This window comes from Tenacibaculum sp. 190524A02b (genome assembly GCF_964036645.1).
Classification (GTDB): domain Bacteria; phylum Bacteroidota; class Bacteroidia; order Flavobacteriales; family Flavobacteriaceae; genus Polaribacter; species Polaribacter vairaonense.
On the sequence record NZ_OZ038525.1, the window covers coordinates 1354582 to 1375122 of the forward strand.

General features: G+C 30.2%; 19 protein-coding genes. 9 read left to right on the forward strand and 10 right to left on the reverse strand.

Translation table 11 applies throughout. The features are described from left to right. Positions 1–13: 13 nt before the first annotated feature. The 4 genes from ABNT65_RS05315 (at position 14) to ggt (ending at position 4249) form a co-directional block, all read left to right on the forward strand. On the forward strand, positions 14–184 hold the full coding sequence (locus ABNT65_RS05315; RefSeq protein WP_348706313.1) for a hypothetical protein: 171 nt from the start codon (positions 14–16) through the stop codon (positions 182–184). Positions 185–426: 242 nt separating this feature from the next. Continuing rightward, positions 427–1890, forward strand: a complete 1464-nt coding sequence (locus ABNT65_RS05320) for an aminoacyl-histidine dipeptidase (RefSeq protein WP_348747363.1) — start codon at positions 427–429, stop codon at positions 1888–1890. 115 nt (positions 1891–2005) lie between these two features. After that, positions 2006–2545 (forward strand): acyl carrier protein phosphodiesterase, encoded by a 540-nt coding sequence (locus ABNT65_RS05325; RefSeq protein WP_348747364.1) that lies wholly within the window; start codon positions 2006–2008, stop codon positions 2543–2545. Between the two features lie 24 nt (positions 2546–2569). Continuing rightward, complete coding sequence (ggt, locus tag ABNT65_RS05330) at positions 2570–4249, forward strand: gamma-glutamyltransferase (protein WP_348747365.1); 1680 nt, start codon at positions 2570–2572, stop codon at positions 4247–4249. Here ggt and ABNT65_RS05335 read toward each other — a convergent pair. Then, complete coding sequence (locus tag ABNT65_RS05335) at positions 4238–5719, reverse strand: PLP-dependent aminotransferase family protein (RefSeq protein ID WP_348747366.1); 1482 nt, start codon at positions 5717–5719, stop codon at positions 4238–4240. The genes ggt and ABNT65_RS05335 overlap by 12 nt on opposite strands. A gap of 82 nt (positions 5720–5801) precedes the next feature. On the opposite strand from ABNT65_RS05335, the gene ABNT65_RS05340 reads away from it, so the two are divergent. From ABNT65_RS05340 to ABNT65_RS05355, 4 genes are read left to right on the forward strand one after another with little or no spacing between them, the layout of a single operon-like run. Next, complete coding sequence (locus ABNT65_RS05340; protein WP_348747367.1) at positions 5802–6326, forward strand: DinB family protein; 525 nt, start codon at positions 5802–5804, stop codon at positions 6324–6326. Further along, positions 6320–6610, forward strand: coding sequence for a DUF1272 domain-containing protein (locus ABNT65_RS05345; protein WP_348706301.1), 291 nt, complete (start codon positions 6320–6322; stop codon positions 6608–6610). Before ABNT65_RS05340 ends, ABNT65_RS05345 begins: the two co-directional genes overlap by 7 nt. Before the next feature lies 1 nt (position 6611). Next, entirely contained in the window at positions 6612–7127 is a 516-nt protein-coding gene (locus ABNT65_RS05350) for a GNAT family N-acetyltransferase (protein ID WP_348706298.1), read from the forward strand. Positions 7128–7133: 6 nt separating this feature from the next. Further along, entirely contained in the window at positions 7134–7796 is a 663-nt protein-coding gene (locus tag ABNT65_RS05355; protein ID WP_348706296.1) for a pyridoxamine 5'-phosphate oxidase family protein, read from the forward strand. A 63-nt stretch (positions 7797–7859) separates the two neighbouring features. On the opposite strand, the gene fabG is transcribed toward ABNT65_RS05355, so the two are convergent. The 9 genes from fabG to ABNT65_RS05400 form a co-directional block, all read right to left on the reverse strand. Beyond that, entirely contained in the window at positions 7860–8606 is a 747-nt protein-coding gene (gene fabG / locus ABNT65_RS05360; protein WP_348706293.1) for a 3-oxoacyl-[acyl-carrier-protein] reductase, read from the reverse strand. Positions 8607–8750: 144 nt separating this feature from the next. Further along, on the reverse strand, positions 8751–11723 hold the full coding sequence (locus tag ABNT65_RS05365; RefSeq protein WP_348739189.1) for a M16 family metallopeptidase: 2973 nt from the start codon (positions 11721–11723) through the stop codon (positions 8751–8753). 100 nt (positions 11724–11823) lie between these two features. Beyond that, on the reverse strand, positions 11824–12699 hold the full coding sequence (gene sucD / locus ABNT65_RS05370; protein WP_348706289.1) for a succinate--CoA ligase subunit alpha: 876 nt from the start codon (positions 12697–12699) through the stop codon (positions 11824–11826). A 74-nt stretch (positions 12700–12773) separates the two neighbouring features. Continuing rightward, positions 12774–13694: a UDP-3-O-(3-hydroxymyristoyl)glucosamine N-acyltransferase gene (locus ABNT65_RS05375; RefSeq protein WP_348747368.1), complete on the reverse strand. Its 921-nt coding sequence runs from the start codon at positions 13692–13694 to the stop codon at positions 12774–12776. 42 nt (positions 13695–13736) lie between these two features. Further along, a complete protein-coding gene (efp, locus tag ABNT65_RS05380; RefSeq protein WP_348706285.1) occupies positions 13737–14303 on the reverse strand; it encodes an elongation factor P in 567 nt (188 codons plus the stop codon). Positions 14304–14352: 49 nt separating this feature from the next. Next, positions 14353–15138, reverse strand: coding sequence for an acyl-ACP--UDP-N-acetylglucosamine O-acyltransferase (lpxA, locus tag ABNT65_RS05385; RefSeq protein WP_348706282.1), 786 nt, complete (start codon positions 15136–15138; stop codon positions 14353–14355). Between the two features lie 2 nt (positions 15139–15140). Continuing rightward, positions 15141–16532, reverse strand: a complete 1392-nt coding sequence (locus ABNT65_RS05390; RefSeq protein ID WP_348706280.1) for a bifunctional UDP-3-O-[3-hydroxymyristoyl] N-acetylglucosamine deacetylase/3-hydroxyacyl-ACP dehydratase — start codon at positions 16530–16532, stop codon at positions 15141–15143. After that, positions 16525–17565 carry a UDP-3-O-(3-hydroxymyristoyl)glucosamine N-acyltransferase gene (gene lpxD / locus ABNT65_RS05395; protein WP_348739191.1) on the reverse strand — a complete coding sequence of 347 codons (1041 nt, stop codon included), beginning with the start codon at positions 17563–17565 and terminating at the stop codon, positions 16525–16527. Before lpxD ends, ABNT65_RS05390 begins: the two co-directional genes overlap by 8 nt. 44 nt (positions 17566–17609) lie before the next feature. Continuing rightward, positions 17610–18845: an HD domain-containing protein gene (locus ABNT65_RS05400; protein ID WP_348747369.1), complete on the reverse strand. Its 1236-nt coding sequence runs from the start codon at positions 18843–18845 to the stop codon at positions 17610–17612. 157 nt (positions 18846–19002) lie between these two features. On the opposite strand from ABNT65_RS05400, the gene ABNT65_RS05405 reads away from it, so the two are divergent. Further along, positions 19003–20541, forward strand: coding sequence for a response regulator (locus ABNT65_RS05405; protein WP_412766841.1), 1539 nt, complete (start codon positions 19003–19005; stop codon positions 20539–20541).

Here is a 20541-nt window from a genome sequence, read left to right on the forward strand (position 1 = left end):
AAAACCTTGAATAATGGATAATAATAAGCCTAAAACTAATTCAAATATATCTCGAAAAGAAGCTATAAAAAAAATAAGTAATTATGGAAAATATACAGCGCTAACTGCTTTGGGAACTTACCTTTTATTAACTCCTAAAAAAGCACAAGCACAAAGTCCAGAAAGCCCAGGTGAAGGTTTTTAAATATAAAAAATAATTGAAAAGGGATTAGAAACAATGAGTAAAATTATTAACTACTCATAACCAGCTCTTTTGATAAAGAGCTGGATTTATTTTAAATCAATATAATTGAACTTAAAATAATTTGTAATTATCTATCTATAATTTCAAAAAATTACTTCCATAATTTTAATAACCCAATTTTCAATTTTAATCTAGTAATCCCTACCTTTGAGCTATCAAAAACTAAAAAGTAATCATTTATAATGAGTTCAGAAATAAGAAACCTAGAACCTAAGGTTGTTTGGGAACATTTTGCAGATTTAAATGCTGTACCTCGTCCATCAAAAAAAGAAGAAAGAGTTATTCAATTCATGGTAGATTTTGGTAAAAAACTTAATCTTGAAACTTCTGTAGACAAAGTTGGTAATGTTATTATCCGTAAACCTGCTACAAAGGGAATGGAAGACAAAAAAACAGTTGTGATGCAAAGTCATTTAGATATGGTTCATCAAAAAAATGCAGATACTGATTTTGACTTTGATACTGAAGGCATTAAAATGATTGTAGATGGTGACTGGGTAAAAGCTGAAGGAACTACTTTAGGTGCAGATAATGGTTTAGGAGTTGCAGCTATTATGGCTGTATTATCTTCTACAGATATAGCTCATCCTGCTATTGAAGCTTTATTTACCATAGATGAAGAAACTGGAATGACTGGTGCAATGGGCTTAGAAGGAGGTCTTTTACAAGGTGATATATTATTAAACTTAGATACCGAAGAAGATGATGAAATAGGTATGGGCTGTGCTGGTGGTGTTGATATTACTGCTGCAAGAACTTATACTTTAGAAACAACTCCAGAAAGTACAACTGCATTTGAAATTTCTATTACTGGTTTAAATGGTGGGCATTCAGGAATGGACATTCATAAAGGGTTAGGAAATGCTAACAAAATCATGAATCGTTTGTTATTTGATGGTTTTACTAATTATGGTTTACGTATTTCAGAAATTAATGGAGGTAGCTTACGCAATGCTATTCCTAGAGAAAGCTTTGCTAATGTAGTTATTGATAGTATTTCAAAAGAGCCTTTCTTATTTGAATTAAATGAACAAATAAATAATATTAAAGCTGAATTTGCTAGCTTAGAACCTAGCTTATCTATAGACTTAAAAGAAATTGAAACTCCTGAAAATGTTATGGATTTAGGAGTACAAGAAGGACTTATTAAAGCAATATATACTGCTTTAAATGGAGTATATAGAATGAGTCCTGATATTGAAGGTTTAGTAGAAACTTCAAATAACATTGCACGAGTTATAGTAAAAGAAGGAAGTATTAAAATTGGGTGCTTAACACGTTCTTCTTCTGAAACTAACAAATGGGATTTAGCTAATTCATTACGAGCAGCTTTTGAATTAGCTGGTTTTGAAGTTGAATTTTCTGGAGCATATCCAGGTTGGTTACCAAATATTAATTCAGAAATATTAAAAGTAGTAACTACTTTATACGAGGAGTTACATAATGAAAAACCTCATGTAGCTGCTTGTCATGCTGGATTAGAATGTGGTATTTTAGGTCAAAATTATCCTACTATGGATATGGTATCTTTTGGCCCAAATATTAGAGGAGCACATTCACCTGATGAACGTGCACAAATTTCTTCTACACAAAAATTTTGGAAGTTTTTATTAGAGATTTTAAAGAATACGCCTTCTAAAAACTAAAATAACATATATAAAAGTATAATAAGCCACAACCTTAGTTGTGGTTTTTTTTAGCTACATTTACTAAATGAACTTTTTGGCTCACTTATATCTTTCTAAAAATAATAAAGAAATTATGATTGGTAATTTTATTGCTGATCATATAAAAGGAAATAAATTTTCTCATTATTCTGAAGGTATTCAAAAAGGAATTCTTTTACATAGAAAGATAGATACCTTTACCGATGCTCATGAAATTGTTAGAAAAAGTAAACGTAGATTGCATGAACGCTATGGTCATTATGACGGTGTTATTATAGATATTTTTTACGATCATTTTTTAGCCATTAATTGGAAAAGATATTCACAGATTCCTTTAAGTATTTATGTAAAATCTATATACCAGTTACTTGAAAATAATTTTAGTATTCTACCTGAAAAAACTCAGCATTTACTTCCTTACATGATTAAATACAATTGGTTATATAATTATCAGTTTGCTAAAGGAATACAAGAAGTTCTTAATGGAATGAATAATAGAACACAAGGAAAATCTCAAATGAATCTTGCTACAGAAGACTTATTAATACATTACGATGTTTTTCAGGAAGATTTCTTTTTATTTTTCAAAGAACTTTGTGATTACTGTAATTCTATAAATAGTAACAACTTATAATAATTACCTTTAAAATTCTCTTTTATGAAATATTACCTGTTATGTTTTATTTTATTCTTTTTTTGTTGTAAACCTCAAGTTCAAGATACTACTGGATTAATCGCTGATAAAGCTATGGTTGTTTCTGCTAGAAAAGAAGCTTCTAAAATTGGAGTACAAATATTAAAACAAGGAGGAAATGCTTTTGATGCAATGGTTGCTACACATTTAGCTTTAGCTGTTGCTTACCCTTATGCTGGTAACATAGGTGGTGGTGGCTTTATGGTGTATAGAAAAGAGAGCGGAGAAATTGGATCAATAGATTTTCGTGAAAAAGCACCTCTTAGTGCGCATCGTGATATGTATTTAGACTCTTTAGGCAATGTTATTGAAAATAAAAGTACTTTGGGCGCTACTGCTGTTGGTGTTCCAGGAAGTATTGCTGGAATTTTTGATACTCATGAGAAGTTTGGATTACTTCCTATAAAAGATATTTTACAACCTGTTATTAATTTGGCTAAACGAGGAGTTGTAGTGACTGAAAAACAGGCTAAAAAAATTAAAGAGTACCAACCTCTTTTTGCCAAAGCTAATAAAGATAGTATTCTCTTTATGAAACCATGGAAAAAAGGAGACACTATAAAATATTCTGCCTTAGCTAAAACCTTAACACGAATACAGCAAAATGGTAAAAACGAATTTTACAAAGGAGAAACTGCTAAAAAACTAGCTAAATTCATTCAACAAAACGGCGGGTATGTAACTGAAGAAGATCTAGTTAAGTATCAAACTAAATGGAGAACTCCCGTGACGTTTACGTATGATAATTTAAAAGTGGTTTCAATGGCACCTCCATCAAGTGGCGGAATCTGTTTAGCGGAAATAATGAATGCTATCGAACCATACAACTTACATCAATTAGGTCATAACTCTTTAAAAACAATACAAATTATTACGGAGGCAGAAAGAAGAGCTTATGCAGATAGAGGTTATTTTTTAGGAGATCCTGATTTTGTTACCATTCCTACTCAAAAACTACTAAGTAAAGAATATGCTACTTATAGAATGCAAACCTTTTCCTTTGACAAAGCTACCAAATCTTCGGAAGTTTCTTATGGTAACATTGAGGTGATAGAAAGCGATGAAACTACCCACTACTCCATTATTGATGCTTCAGGAAACGCTGTTTCCGTAACAACCACTATCAATGGTGCTTTTGGATCAAAACTATACTGTTCTGAATTAGGTTTCTTTTTAAACAACGAAATGGACGATTTTAGTAGTAAACCTGGTGTCCCAAATATGTTTGGTTTAGTTGGTGCTAAAGCTAATGAAATAGCTCCTGAAAAACGTATGTTAAGTTCTATGACGCCTACTATTGTGGAGAAAGAAGGTAAACTTTTTATGGTATTAGGAACTCCTGGGGGCTCTACTATTATTACTTCTGTATTACAAACTATTTTAAATGTTCACGAATATAATATGGGAATGCAAGAAGCCGTAAATAAACCTAGATTTCATCATCAATGGTTACCTGATGCTATTCGTATAGAACCTGATGGTTTTTCTAAAAACCTAAAACAAAAATTAAAACAAAAAGGATATATTATTGATGAAACAAAATCACCAATAATAGGAAAGGTAGATGCTATATTGGTACTCCCTAATGGTAAATTAGAAGCTGGTGCTGACCCAAGAGGTGATGATACTGCTTTAGGATATTAACTTCATACTTTTACATACTAATTGTAGTTTTCTTATTAATTGTTTTATCTCATCTAAATTATAAGTTGCAAATCCAATTCTTACACTATTATGCCCTGTATAGAACATATCATATCGTTCATAATTAGGAATGGTTAACTCAAAATCTTTAGCTGCTTCTATAAAACTACTCCATTTGTAATCTTTATGTAAGGTAACCCATACTGCCATTCCTCCCTTAGGAATTGTAAAACTAAAAAATGCTCCACATTGTTCTTGTAAAAGTTGACAGAATAAATCTCTTCTCTTTTTATAAATCCTTATTACTTTTCTTATATGTCTATCTAAATCACCAGATTTAATATATTCTGCAAAAGTAAGTTCAAGCAAAGCATCTCCTTGCCTATCTATAAATCTTCTTAATTTTGCAGCTTCATCTACAAAGGCTTTTGTAGCTATTAAATATCCTATTCTAAATACTGGGGCTACTGTTTTACAAACTGAGCCTATATATATTACATTTCCATTAACATCATGACTAGATAAAGGCAAAATAGGTGCTTGATTATAATTAAAATCATAGTCGTAATCATCTTCTAATATGGCAAAATTGTATGTTTTTGCTATGTTTAACAAGTGAATTCTTCTTTCTGCTGAAAGTGTTACTGTAGTTGGATGATGGTGATGTGAAGTAATATATAATGCTTTTATTTTATAGTTTTTACATAATCTCTCTACTTCATTGGTATCAATACCGTTTTCATCTACTTTTACCGTTAATACTTTAGCTCCTGTATGTTTAAAGGTTATAGTTGCAGAAGGGTAATTGGTTTCACCAATAACTATACATTCATCTTCTTTTAATAACAATTGAGAAGTTAAATAAATCCCCATTTGACTTCCTCTGGTAATTAATAAATTATCTATAGTAATATTAAGACCTCTAGTTTTATTTAAATACGCTACTAGCTCTTTTCTTAAGGTTTCATTTCCATAAGTAGTTCCATAAGAAAGGTGTTCAAAAATTGACTTTTTAGCTGCAATTTTTCTATAAGTTCTACCAATTTCTTCAATTGGTGTCAACCTAGAATCTGATATTCCATCATTTAAATAAGTCCATCCTTTTTTTGATTTAGTAAATGTCTCTCCTAATATCTCTTCTTGATAAAAAGAAAAACTAGTATAATTTTCATCTTTAAAATTAACTTCTTTAAAGTCTTGTTTTTTTAAAACTGGTAAATTTGAGTGTACAAAGGTTCCTTTTTTAGGAACACTTTCTACCCAACCTTGTATATCTAACTCTTCATAACAAGCAACCACCGTTTTTCTATGCACACTCAATAAATCAGCTAAAGCCCTACTTCCAATTAGCTTTGTTCCTTTAGGTAACTTACCATCAGTTATATACTGTATAAACTGATTAGCTAATTGTAAATATAGTGCTTGGTTACTTTGTCTATTTAAATTAAAACTTGTTTTATAAGGAAACATCTGGACTACTATTTGTTTTTATTCTGGACTATAAAGATAGACCATAAAACTAATAAATTTGTGATGAGCAAAAAATAAAAAGATGACACAACAAGAATTAACATCCGCAGAATTTGATAGCTATTACCAAAGATATATTGATAAAGTTGATGCTAAAACTTCATTAATCAATGGTTTTATTGAAGGTAAAACAAATGTTATCCGCTTTTTTAATACTATTCCTAAAGATAAACTACTCTTTAAATACAAAATAGATAAATGGACTATTAAAGAGGTTTTTCAACATATAATAGATACGGAAAGAATATTTATGCATCGTTGTTTTAGAATAGCTAGAAGAGACACTACTTCATTATCTGGATTTGACCAAAACATATATATAATTCCTTCAAGAGCTAATGAAAAATCAATAGAAAGTCTATTAGAAGAATTTACCCTAAATAGAGAACACAGTATTAATCTATTAAAAAGTTTTACTGATGAGGATTTAAAGTTTATTGGAAATTCTAATGGTGGAAAAATGTCTGCAAGAGCTGCAGCTTATACAATTATTGGTCATGATTTATGGCATATGGAAGTTATTAAAGATAAGTATTTAACATGTTAGAAATAAGACCTAATTGTGAACATTGTAATAAAGATTTACCTAATGCTTCTTCTGAAGCGATGATTTGTTCTTTTGAATGTACTTATTGCCAAGAATGTGCCTTAGAATTATTCAAAAATATTTGTCCTAGCTGTGGCGGTAATTTTGTAAAAAGACCAATTAGACCTTATGAGATGATAAAAAAATATCCAGCTTCAACAAAAAGAATTTTCTTTCCTAAAAAGCTAGATGAATTTCAAACGATGTTGAACAAATATTTAATGATAAAACCTGAAAACAGATAAAATGATTACAATAAAATTGGCTAGCATAACTGATAGTGAAATTTTGGCTTTATTAGGTCGAATTACCTATACAGAATCGCATGGTGAATATATTGAAAATAAAAACCACCTATTTACCTATAATAATAATGCTTTTGATATAGAAAAAATTAAAAAGCAACTGGATGATGCCAACAACATTTTTTATATTATTTACGTTAATGGCTTCCCTGCTGGTTATTCTAAATTAGTATTAGAATGCAATTTTAAGACTATGAAAACCGCTAGAAATTGTAGATTAGAAAGATTATACATTTTACAAGAATTTCTTCCTTTAAAACTGGGTAAACTATTATTTAATAAAGTGGTATCAAAGGCAAAAAAATTAGAATATGAAACCCTATGGCTTTCTGTTTATATAAAAAACGATAGAGCTATAAAATTTTATACAAAAAATGAATTTATCAATATTGGAAGTTTAACCTTTCAAGTTGATGAAACTGGATACGAAAATCATGTATTAGCAAAAAAATTATAATATAATATGGAAGAATTTAACAAATCAAAACTAAATAGAGTTAAAAGAGGTGCCAATAGGGCTGTGTACAACAAAGAAGAAATTAATCAAATTTTAGACACTGGTTTTATAGGTTATGTAAGTTACACCTATGAAAACATGCCTATTACTGTACCTATGGCCTATGGTAGAAAAGGGAATAAAATATATCTTCATGGTTCACAAGCCAATAGAATGCTTTTATCATTATTAAAATCAGGAAAAGCTAGTATGACAGTTATGCATTTAGATGCCTTGGTATTAGCTAAGTCCGGTTTTCATCACTCAGTAAATTATCGCTCTACTACAGTTTTTGGTTCTGTAAAGAATATAGAAAATGATAATGAGAAAACTTCTATATTAAAACTCATTATGGATCATATGATGAAAGGAAGATGGGAAGCTTTAAGAGTTATGAACGAAAAAGAGTTAAATAGAACTTTAGTTGTTGAAATCACTATTGAAACGGCATCTGCTAAAGTTAGAGCTGAAGGAGTTAATGATGAGCCTGAAGACGAAAGCTTACCTATTTGGGCCGGATTAGTACCTATTAAACAAGTTAGTTTACCTGCAATCTCTGATGGTAAATTATCAAAAGATGTAGCTATTCCTAAACATGTACTTGATTATATAGAAGATAATAGATTATAAAAAAACAAAAACTGTGGTTCAATTACACAGTTTTTGTTTTATTCTTGAATAATATTTTCAATTTTACGTTAACATTCCTCCATCAACAGACAAAGTTTGTCCTGTAATGTAAGAACTCATATCTGATGCTAAGAATACACATGCATCTGCAATATCTTTAGGACTCCCTCCTCTTTTTAAAGGAATTTCATTTCTCCATCCTTCAACTACTTTTTCATCTAATTTAGCTGTCATTTCAGTTTCAATAAAACCTGGAGCAACTACATTACTACGAATATTTCTTGATCCTAACTCTAATGCTACTGATTTAGAAAAACCTAAAATTCCAGCTTTAGAAGCTGCATAATTAGCTTGCCCTGCATTTCCTTTTAAACCAACAACAGAACTCATATTAATAATTGAACCTGCTCTTTGTTTCATCATCGGACGTACTACAGCTTTTGTTAAATTGAATACAGACTTTAAATTTACTTCAATAACCTTGTCAAAATCATCTTCAGAAATACGCATTAACAAGTTATCTTTAGTAATTCCTGCATTGTTTATTAAAACATCAATAGTACCAAATTCTTCTAATACAGACTTAGCCAAATCTTGCGCTGCATCAAACTCAGCTGCATTTGATTGGTACCCTTTAGCTTGAACACCTAACTCTTTTAACTCTTTTTCTAATTCATTAGCTGCTTCTACAGATGAATTGTATGTAAATGCTACATTACAACCTTGCTTTGCAAACTCTGTAGCTATTCCTCTACCAATTCCTCTGGTAGCTCCTGTTATAATCGCTGTTTTATTCTCTAAAAGTTTCATTTATTAGCTGTTTATGGATGACAAATATAGTATAATAGTCTTTAAATTTTACTATAAAAAATTCATAAACACTAGAATACTATAAACAAAAAACTCGTGGGAAGTTAATCTCCACGAGTTCAATTTTTAAAGGTGTTAACTACTTTATTGTTTTACTTCTTTTTTATCTATATAATTAAACAAGTAATCAACATCCATTTCTTTTATTTTCCCTAATTTTTGTAATGATTTTACATCTAGATCCTTCTTATTACCAATAACCATTACATTATACGATTCTCCTTTAATATTATTATCAAAGAAACCTTTTAAATCTTTAATAGTCATACCTTTAATCGTATTATACATTTCTTCACGGTTATCATTTTCAATACCTAGTTTTTTCAATCTTTCATAAGACCAAAAAATATTAGATTTAGTAATTCGTTCCGCAGCTATTTTCTTTAACGTGGCCTCTTTTGCTGCATTAAATTGCTTTTCAGCCTCAGGCATATCATTCATTAAATCCATCATAGCATCAACAGCTTGTGATAATTTATTAGCTTGTGTGCCTACATATGCATAAATATAATTTGGATCATCTTTTTTACGCGCATTACTATAGCCTGCAAAAGCTGAGTAAGCTAAAGATTTACTTTCTCTAATTTCTTGAAAAACGATAGAAGATAAACCACTTCCAAAATAAGTATTAAACAATCTTGATGTAGCTAAATTCTTTGGGTCAAAAGGCTTTCCTTTAGCTAAAAATAGCATTTCTGTTTGCACCATATCATAATTTGTAAAGAATACATTACCACCTGTTTCTGTACGTGTATATTCTTTAGCTTTAGGATATTCTTTTAATTCTCCGTAAATTTTATGATGTTGATTTAATGCTTTTACTGCGCCATCTACATCCTTTCCATAATAGAAAACACGTTGTTTGTAATTTTTCATATCTTTTACAATAGCCACTAACTCTTCTGGATTAACCTCTTTCAACTCATCAATTTGCATAATATCTCTTAAACGAGAGTTCTCTCCATATCTTCCATACTCCATTAAACCTCCCCAAAGAATATTTCCTTTTTGTGTTTTTCCATCTTGGCGTCCTTTATAAATTTTCTCAACATATTTATCATACGCTCCTTGGTCTGCCTTAGCATTATCCCAAAGGTGTTCTAATAGCTCTAAACCTTTTGGTAAATGATCTTTCAACCCTCTTAAACCTACATATGTTTTATCATCTTGTGCACTCACATAGTAATCAATACCTAACTTATAGAATTCTTTTTTTATTTCTTCCGCAGAGTACTTTTCTGTTCCTAAATATTCTAAGTACCCAGCAGCTAAGCTTAACTTTTTATTATTATCTTTCCCCATATCAAAAATGATATTTAAATCAAAAAGATCATTTTTCTCATTTAAAATATAAGAAACATTGATATCATTTGCTGTCTTTGTCTTTTTAATAGCAGACTTATAATCAACAAACTTTGGCTGTAATGGTTCGGATTCAACTTTATTAAAAGTTTTTAAATATTCTGAGCTTTTATCTCTATTTAGTTTTACTGGAGTAATTTCAGGATTTTCAACTTTAACTATACTTTTATCTTCTCCTTTTCTCTTATAAGTAACAACATAATTGTTTTTATAAAACTTATTAGCAAAATTAACCAATTCTTGCTTTGTTATCTTTTTTAAGTCTTCTAAAAACCTTACTTGATCTTCCCATTTTCTGTGGTGAATAAAAGCATTATAATAAGCTCCTGCTAATGCTGTATTATTTTCATACTCTCGTGTTTGACTTAATTTTAAATCATTTATAACAGCTTGTAACATCCATTCGTCAAATTCTCCTTTCTTTAATTTTTCTATTTCCCCTAATAATAAATCTTTTACTTCATCTAAAGTTTGACCAGATTTAGGGCTTCCCGAAAAATTATGGTATCCGTAATCATTTAAAAATGTAGGAGAACAACCAGCTCTTTGAACTGCTTGTTTTTGGTTTAGGTTTAAATCTATTAATCCTGCATTCCCATTGGTTAAAATCATATCACAAAGTGTAACATACTTCTCTTCTTCTGTATTAATTCCACCAGATCTATAAGCTAACGATATATTTTCTGCAGTAGGTCCAAAAACTTCTTTAATAATAGGTGCAGTAATTGGTTGCTCTTTTGGTAAAACCGGATGTTCTAATTCTTTCTTTTCTAATTTACCAAAAGTAGCATCTACTTTTTTAATAGTAGCTTCAAAATCTATATCACCAACTAAAACAACTGCTATATTATTAGGTACATAATACTTATTAAAGTAATTATGAATATCTATCATTGAAGGGTTTTTTAAATGTTCCCCTGTACCAATAGTTGTTTGCTGTCCATAAGGATGATTAGGAAATAATCCATCTAACATAGCAGCATAACGCTTTCTATAATCATTATCTTGTCCTCTATTAAACTCTTCAAAAACAGCTTCTAATTCCGTATGAAAAAGACGTAGCACTAAAGTACTAAAACGCTCAGCTTCTAAATCTAGCCATTTATTTAGCTCATTAGCTGGTATTTTATTCTTATATACTGTTTCCTCAAACCAAGTATGTGCATTGGTTCCTGTAGCTCCTAATGATGCCGTCATTTTATCATACTCATTAGCTACAGAAAAATTTGAAGCTTCTAAAGAAACCTTATCTATTTCTTTATATAGTTCTTTCTTTTTCTCTGGGTTTTCTTCTGTTCTGTGTTGCTCATACAATGCAGTAATTTTATCTAAATACTCCTTCTCTTTCTCCCAATCTAAAGTTCCAATTTTATGAGTTCCTTTAAATACCATGTGCTCTAAATAGTGAGCTAAACCTGTAGAGTTTTTAGGATCATAGTTTGAACCAGCTCTAACCGCTATGTAGGTTTGAATTTTAGGCTCATCTGTGTTTTTACTCAAATACACCTTTAATCCATTTTTTAACGTGTATAAACGAAGTCCAGTAGGATCATTAGTAACTATTTCATAAGAAAACCCATTAGGGTCTGTTTTTTGTTCGGTCTTCACTTCATTTTTACTTGAAGTAGAAGATTCTTTACAGCTTACTACAGTTAAAAATAACATGCTAATAAGCAGTAATTTATACTTTATCATAATATGTAATGTTTGATTAAAATAAAAAATCCGTTGAATTTACGAATTCAACGGATTTTATTAGGTTAAATTATGAAAATTTAACAATACTTTGTATTATTTATGCTAAAACCTTAGCTACAGTTTCACCAATTTTAGCTGGAGAATCAACTACATGTACTCCATTTTCTGCTAATATTTTCATTTTAGCTTGAGCAGTATCATCAGCTCCACCTACAATTGCTCCAGCGTGTCCCATTGTTCTTCCTGCTGGTGCAGTTTGACCTGCAATAAATCCAACAACAGGTTTACGATTTCCATCTGCTTTGATCCAACGAGCTGCTTCAGCTTCTAAGTTTCCACCTATTTCACCGATCATAACAATTGCTTCAGTCTCATCGTCATTCATTAATAACTCAACTGCCTCTTTAGTAGTAGTTCCAATAATTGGATCTCCTCCAATACCAATAGCTGTAGTAATTCCGTAACCTTGTTTCACAACTTGATCAGCTGCTTCATAAGTTAAAGTTCCAGATTTAGATACAATACCTACTTTTCCTTTTTTGAAAATAAAACCTGGCATAATACCAACCTTTGCTTCATCTGGAGTAATAACTCCTGGACAGTTAGGACCAACTAAAGTACAATCTTCTAACGCATCAATATAAGCTTTTACTTTTACCATATCAGCAGTAGGAATTCCTTCTGTAATACAAATGATTACTTTTATTCCTGCTTCTGCTGATTCCATAATAGCGTCAGCTGCGAATGCTGGTGGAACGAAAATAATAGAAGTATCTGCTCCAGCCTTATTTACAGCCTCATCAACTGTATTAAAAACTGGCTTTCCTAAATGTTCTTGTCCACCTTTTCCTGGTGTAACACCTCCAACTATGTTAGTTCCGTAATCAATCATTTGACCTGCATGGAAAGTTCCTTCACTACCAGTAAAGCCTTGTACTATAATTTTTGAATCTTTATTTACTAAAACACTCATTGGTTTGTTTTTTATATTTTTAAAAAGTCAGACAAAAATAATCTTTTAATTGACTTTTCACAATTAATTTTATGTTACTTTTTATCTTTATTGGTTGCATTTTTTAAATAAACAACCTCTCTTAATGTTTGTCTATATTCTCTTTGAGGAGTTCCAAAGTAAGTAGCTTTTTTCAAGTTCTTTGTAACACCTGTTTGTGCCATCAAAACGGTACCTTTTTCAATTGTTAATCCACTAATAATACCAACTTGCCCCCAAATTGTTACTTCATCTTCAATAACATTACATCCTGCAATTCCTGTTTGAGCTGCTACCAAACATTTTTTTCCAATATAAGTGTCATGCCCTATATGAACTTGATTATCTATTTTTGTTCCTTTACCTATAATAGTATCTCCAGTTACTCCTCTATCTATTGTACAAGAAGCTCCAAGCTCTACATCATCTTCAAGAACAACCCTTCCTCCCGAGATTAACTTATCAAATCCTTCTGCTCTATTTTTATAATAAAACGCATCACTTCCTAAAACAGAGTTTGAGTGTATAATTACATTATCTCCAATCACACAGTTGTTATTAATACTAACATTTGCATGTATAAGACAATTCTTACCTATAACTACATTTTCTCCAACAAAGACATTAGGTTGAATAATTGTATTCTCTCCAATGATTGCTGTATTTGAAATACTTTCTTTTGATGCTATAAATGGATTAAAGTGATTTGTTAATGTATTAAAATCTCTAAAAGGATCATCTGATATTAACAAAGACTTACCTTCTGGACAATCTACTTTTTTATTTATGAGTACAGTTGTAGCTTTAGATTGTAATGCTTTATCATAATACTTAGGGTGATCTACAAAAACAATATCACCTTTTTCTACTACATGTATTTCATTTATTCCAGTTATTGGAAAGTCTTCAGCTCCCACAAATTCAACATTTAGAAGGGAGGCAATGGTTTTTAGTGTTTGCGGTTGTTTGAATTTCATGTAAAAACAAAATTCCCGCTTTGTGCGGGAATTACTTTTTTATTATTCCTTGATACGTTCTGTATAAGCTCCTTTTTCTGTATCTATTTTAATTTTATCTCCTTCATTAATGAACAAAGGAACATTAATTCTAGCTCCAGTTTCAACTGTTGCTGGCTTGGTAGCATTAGTAGCTGTATTACCTTTTACACCAGGTTCAGTATGTGTTACTTCTAAAATAACATGTGAAGGCATCTCTACTGATAAAGGTAATCCATCTTCTGTATTAATTAATACAGTTACTATCTCTCCTTCTTTCATTAAATCAGGTGCATCTAATACTGATCTTTGTAATGTTATTTGGTTATAGTCTTCAGTATTCATGAAGTGATAACTATCCCCTTCTGGATACAAGTATTGAAACTTATGAGTTTCTACACGAACATCTTCTATTTTATGCCCTGCAGAAAATGTATTATCTATTACTTTTCCTGACGTTACACTTTTTAATTTAGTTCTAACAAATGCTGGACCTTTACCAGGTTTTACATGTAAAAATTCAATAATTTTAAATATATCGTGGTTGTATTTAATACATAATCCTTTTTTAATGTCTGAAGTTGTTGCCATTTTTAATTTAAATGTTTTTATTAATAATTAAACTCCCTAATTTCAAGGTTTAGTTAGCTTTAAAATATCCTTTCATTATTCCTCTATGAGAATCTTTTATAAACTGTAGAATTTCATCTCTCTCTGGAGTAGCTTCCATTTCAGCTTCAATTATTTCTACAGCTTGTGTATTATTATAATTTTTTTGATATAAAATTCTATAAACATTTTGAATTTCCCTAATTTTTTCTGTTGAAAAACCTCTTCTTCTTAATCCTACAGAATTAATACCAACATATGATAACGGTTCACGTGCAGCTTTTACATATGGAGGTACGTCTTTACGAACTAAAGACCCTCCTGTAACAAATGCATGATTACCTACAGAAGCAAATTGATGAACAGCAACCATACCCGCCAATACTACATTATCACCAACAGTTACATGCCCTGCTAGTGTAGTATTATTAGAAAAAATACAATTATTTCCAACAATACAATCATGTGCAATATGACTATATGCCATTACTAAACAATTATCTCCTATAATTGTTTTCATTCTATCTACTGTTCCTCTATTTATAGTTACACATTCTCTTATTGTAACGTTATCACCTATAATAACAGTAGTTTCTTCATCATTAAACTTCAAGTCTTGTGGTATCGCTGAAATTACCGAGCCAGGAAAAATTCTACAATTTTTCCCTATTCGAGCACCTTCCATAATTGTTACATTAGAACCTATCCACGTACCTGAACCTATTTCTACGTTCGCATGAATTGTTGTAAATGGTTCAATAACTACATTTCTAGCTATTTTTGCTTGTGGATGAACGTAAGCTAAAGGTTGATTCATAATTATTTAACTTTTGATATTTGCGCCATAAGCTCAGCTTCACAAACTAACTTCCCATTAGCATAAGCATAAGCTTGCATGTGTGCAATTCCTCTTCTTATTGGTGTTATTAACTCACTTTTAAAAATTAAAGTGTCACCTGGTAAAACCTTTTGTTTAAATTTAACATTATCTATTTTCATAAAGTAAGTTAAATAATTTTCAGGATCCGGCACTGTGCTTAATACTAAAATTCCTCCACATTGCGCCATAGCTTCAACTTGTAACACACCTGGCATTACTGGTGCTCCTGGAAAATGCCCAACAAAAAAATCTTCATTCATTGTAACATTCTTCATTCCTACAACATGTTTATCGCTAAGTTCCAAAATCCTATCAACTAACAAAAAAGGAGGTCTATGAGGTAGGATACTCATTATTTTATGTATATCCATCAAAGGTTCCTCATTTAAATCATAAACAGGAACATTGTTTCTCTTCTCTTGCTTAATAATTTTAGCCAGTTTTTTTGCAAAAAGTGTGTTAACTAAATGTCCTGGTTTATTAGCTATTACTTTCCCTCTTATTTTAGTACCTACCAACGCTAAATCACCAACTACATCTAATAATTTATGTCTTGCTGCTTCATTAGCCCAATGCAAAGTTAAATTATCCAAAATACCATTTGGTTTAACCGCTATATTTTCTTTCTTAAATGCCTTCTTTAATTTTACCATAGTTTCATCAGATAATTCTTTATCCACATATACTATAGCATTATTTAAATCTCCTCCTTTGATAAGATCATTCTCTAATAACATTTCAATTTCATGCAAAAAACTAAAAGTTCTTGCAGCTGAAATCTCTTCTTTAAAGTCTGATATTGTATTTAATGTTGCATTTTGAGTTCCTAATATCTTCGTTCCAAAATCAACCATTGTTGTTACTTGGTACTCATCAGAAGGCATTAAAATAATTTCACTTCCTGTAGATTCATCTTTATAAGTAATTATTTCTTTTACTACATACTCTTCTACTTCTGCTTCTTGCTCTACTATTTCAGCTTTTTCCAAAGCTTCTACAAAAAACTTTGATGAACCATCCATTATTGGTGGCTCAGAAGCATTTACTTCTATAATTAAATTATCAATCCCAAGACCAACAGCAGCTGCTAAAACATGTTCAGAAGTTTGTATTTGAACTCCTTTCTTTTCAAGGTTTGTTCCTCTTTGGGTATTTGTTACAAATTCAGCTCTTGCTTCAATTGTTGGCATACCTTCTAAATCAACTCGTACAAATGCATAACCATTATTAACTGGCGCTGGTTTAAAAGTCATACTCACTTCATTACCAGTATGTAAACCCACACCTGATAATGTTACTTCATTTTTTATTGTTGTTTGATTTTTACTCATTTTTTTTCTTTTGAGTATTCAACTCTTTTTCAAGTTTATGAATTGTTGTTGCTATGTTTGGTAAATTTTTAAAGTGCACATAGGATTTATTGTAATCAGAGTAACTAAAAGCTGGTGTTCCTTGAACTACATCTCCATCTTTTAAACTCCTACCTATTCCTGATTGCGCTTGAATTTTAACATTGTTTCCTATTATTATATGACCTACAATTCCTACTTGACCTCCAATCATACAATGTTCTCCAATCTTTGTAGATCCTGCTATTCCTGTTTGAGACGCAATAACCGTATGTTTTCCTATTTCAACATTATGAGCTATCTGGATTTGATTATCTAGCTTTACACCTTCCCTTATAATTGTTGATCCTAAAGTAGCTCTATCTATAGTAGAATTTGCACCTATATCAACATTATCTTCAATAATAACATTTCCTATTTGAGGTACCGCTTTATAAATTCCACTTTCATCTGGAGCAAAACCAAATCCATCAGAACCAATTACACAGCCTGAATGAATTTTACAATTTATTCCTATTACTGATTCTGAATATATTTTTACACCTGAAAAAATAACACAGTTATCACCAATAACCACATTATCTCCAATATAAGAGTTAGGATAAATTTTCACATTATTTCCTATAGTTACATTTTCTCCTATATATACATAAGCTCCTATATATTCATTTTCACCTATTTTAGATGAACTGGCTAAAAAGTGTGGTTCTTCTCTTCCTGTTTTATTATTCTTTACTTCATTATAAAAAGCTAATAATTTTGAAAAAGATTTATAAGCATCATCTACCTTTATTAAAGTTGTTTCAATTTCTTTATCTGGTATAAAGCTCTTATTTACAATAGCTATACTTGCTTTTGTTGAATATATATATGAATTGTATTTCGGGTTTGATAAAAAAGTTAACGATCCTTCCTCACCTTCTTCTATTTTAGATAGTTTAGATACTTCTACTTCCGGATTTCCAACAATCTCTCCTTCTAAAATTTCGGCTATTTGCTCTGCTTTAAATTTCATTAAACGCAAAAGTAATTATTTTTGTTCAATTACCCATTTGCATTTTACACTAACATGTTTTTAGGGTAACATATATAATATTTTATTACAGGTTTTGTTAAGGTTTGCACGTTTAGTTGATCTGACGCTTTGGCAACATCCTTAAGCTTACCTTTTTTAGTATAGATCATAATCGGTTTTTCTTTAAAATAGGCTTGGTTTTTAATGCTATCAGAGAAAATAAAATAGTTCAAATACTCTCCTTTTAAATTTATTTTTTTCTTTACCTTCTTAGTTACCTTAGCAATGTATTTATCAGTAAAAGGTTTATCTTGAATTTCAATTTTCAACAACTTTCTATTGATTATCATCTTTGCTAAATTTGACAATACAAAATCTTCATGGTTTATCCACTCTTTTATAGCCAATAACACATCATAATCATCTAATCTTGAAAAGGTTTCTAGAGTTTCATTAGTAAAATTGGATGTAGTGATAGTATTGTATAAAAAATATTTTAATGCTTTACTAGCAAAAAGTTCTACCTCATTTGATGCCAATTCTTTAGCTCTTTTTAAAAGATTTACTAAAATACTTTCTGCTACTAACCCTGTTTTATGCAAATATACTTGCCAATACATTAAACGTCTTGCTATAATAAACTTTTCAACAGAATAGATACCTTTTTGTTCAATAACCAATTCATCATTTATCACATTCATCATAGCTATAAGTCTATCTGAAGATATATTCCCTTCCGCTACTCCCGTATAAAAGCTATCTCTTTTTAAATAATCTAACCTATCAATATCTAGTTGACTAGAAATTAATTGGTATAAAAATTTCCTATGATATTTCCCTTCAAAAACTTCAATGGCTAAGTTTAACTTCCCTTCAAACTCTTCATTAAGCGCTTTCATAAATTTTAATGAGATTTCTTCATGGGTTATTCCATTAACAATACTGTGTTCTAATGCATGAGAAAAAGCACCGTGCCCAATATCATGTAATAAAATAGCAATACATACTGCATTTTCTTCTTCTTCGGAAATATCAACATTTTTAACTCTTAAAGTCTGTATGGCTTTTTGCATTAAGTGCATACACCCAATAGCATGATGAAAACGTGTGTGGTTAGCTCCAGGATACACTAAATTAGATAAGCCCATTTGTGTAACCCTTCTTAATCTCTGAAAATAAGGGTGCTCAATAATATCAAATATTAAAGTATTAGGAATGGAAATAAACCCATAAATAGGATCATTTAATATTTTAAGTTTGTTAGTTGGTATGTTTTTCAAAATACAAAAGCTTCAATTTTAAACAAAAGAATCATATTTTATTAATAAAACCAAATAACAAATAACTTAATTAACGTATTTTTAGCGTTTATAAATGCAACAAAACATCTTTTTAACGTTAATTTTATCATAGACATTAAAAAATTATATACGAAATATGGAAATACTTTGGGTAGATGATGAAATAGAGTTATTAAAGCCTCATATTTTATTTTTGGAACAAAAAAACTATACCGTTACTTCTTGTACCAATGGTGCGGATGCTATAGACTTAGTTAATGATAAAAACTTTGATATTGTTTTTCTTGATGAAAATATGCCTGGAATAACTGGTTTAGAAACTCTTTCTGAAATAAAACAAATAAATGCGAACCTTCCTATTGTAATGATTACTAAAAGTGAAGAGGAGTACATTATGGAAGAAGCTATAGGCTCCAAAATAGCTGATTATTTAATTAAGCCTGTAAACCCTAATCAAATACTCCTAAGTTTAAAGAAAAACTTAGATCATTCTAGATTAGTATCAGAAAAAACTACCTCAAACTACCAACAAGAGTTTAGAAAAATAGCCATGGATTTAGCTATGGTAAACTCTTATGAAGATTGGGTAGATATGTATAAAAAACTTGTTCATTGGGAGCTTGAATTAGAAAATATAAACGATACTGGGATGTTAGAGATTTTAGAGTCTCAAAAAATAGAAGCTAATACTCAGTTTTTTAAATTTGTAAAGAAAAATTATCAAGATTGGCTAACTAGTGATGATAAACCAACGTTTTCACACACCCTTTTTAAAGACTATGTTATTCCTAATTTGAACAAAAATCAAGGAGTTTTATGGGTTGTAATTGATAATTTAAGATATGATCAATACAGAGTACTAGAGCCAATTATAAACAACTACTATAAGAAAGAGGAAGAACATTCTTATTATAGTATTTTACCAACAGCTACTCAATATGCCAGAAATGCTATCTTCTCTGGATTAATGCCTTCTGAAATGGAAAAAATGTATCCTAAATTTTGGAAGAATGATACTGATGAAGGTGGAAAAAATTTATATGAAGCTGACTTTTTAGCTTCTCAAATAAAACGTTTAGGGCTCCAAATAAATCATGAATATTACAAAATCACTTCTTTAAAAAATGGTAAAGATCTAGCCGAAAACTTTAATGCCACAAAGCAAAATGACCTTACTGTTGTGGTATATAATTTTGTAGACATGCTTTCACATGCTAAAACAGAAATGGAGGTTATAAAAGAATTGGCTGGTGATGATAAAGCCTACAGATCATTAACTGTTAGTTGGTTTAAGAACTCACCGCTATATGATATTATTCAAAAAGCACAAAAATTAGGTCAAAAGCTAATCATTACAACAGATCATGGTACTATTAACTGTAAAACCCCTACTAAAGTTATAGGTGATAAAAATATTAGTGCCAACCTACGCTATAAAACAGGTAGAAGCTTAAGTTTTGAAGACAAAGATGTTTATGCTGTAAAAAATCCTAAGGACATTTTTCTTCCTTCGGTATCTATAAATAGTCCTTTTATTTTTACTAAAGAAGATATGTTTTTTGCATATCCAAATAATTACAATCATTTTGTAAAATACTATAAGAACACTTATCAACATGGAGGTATTTCACTAGAAGAAATGATTATTCCTTGTAGTGTTTATTTACCAAAATAA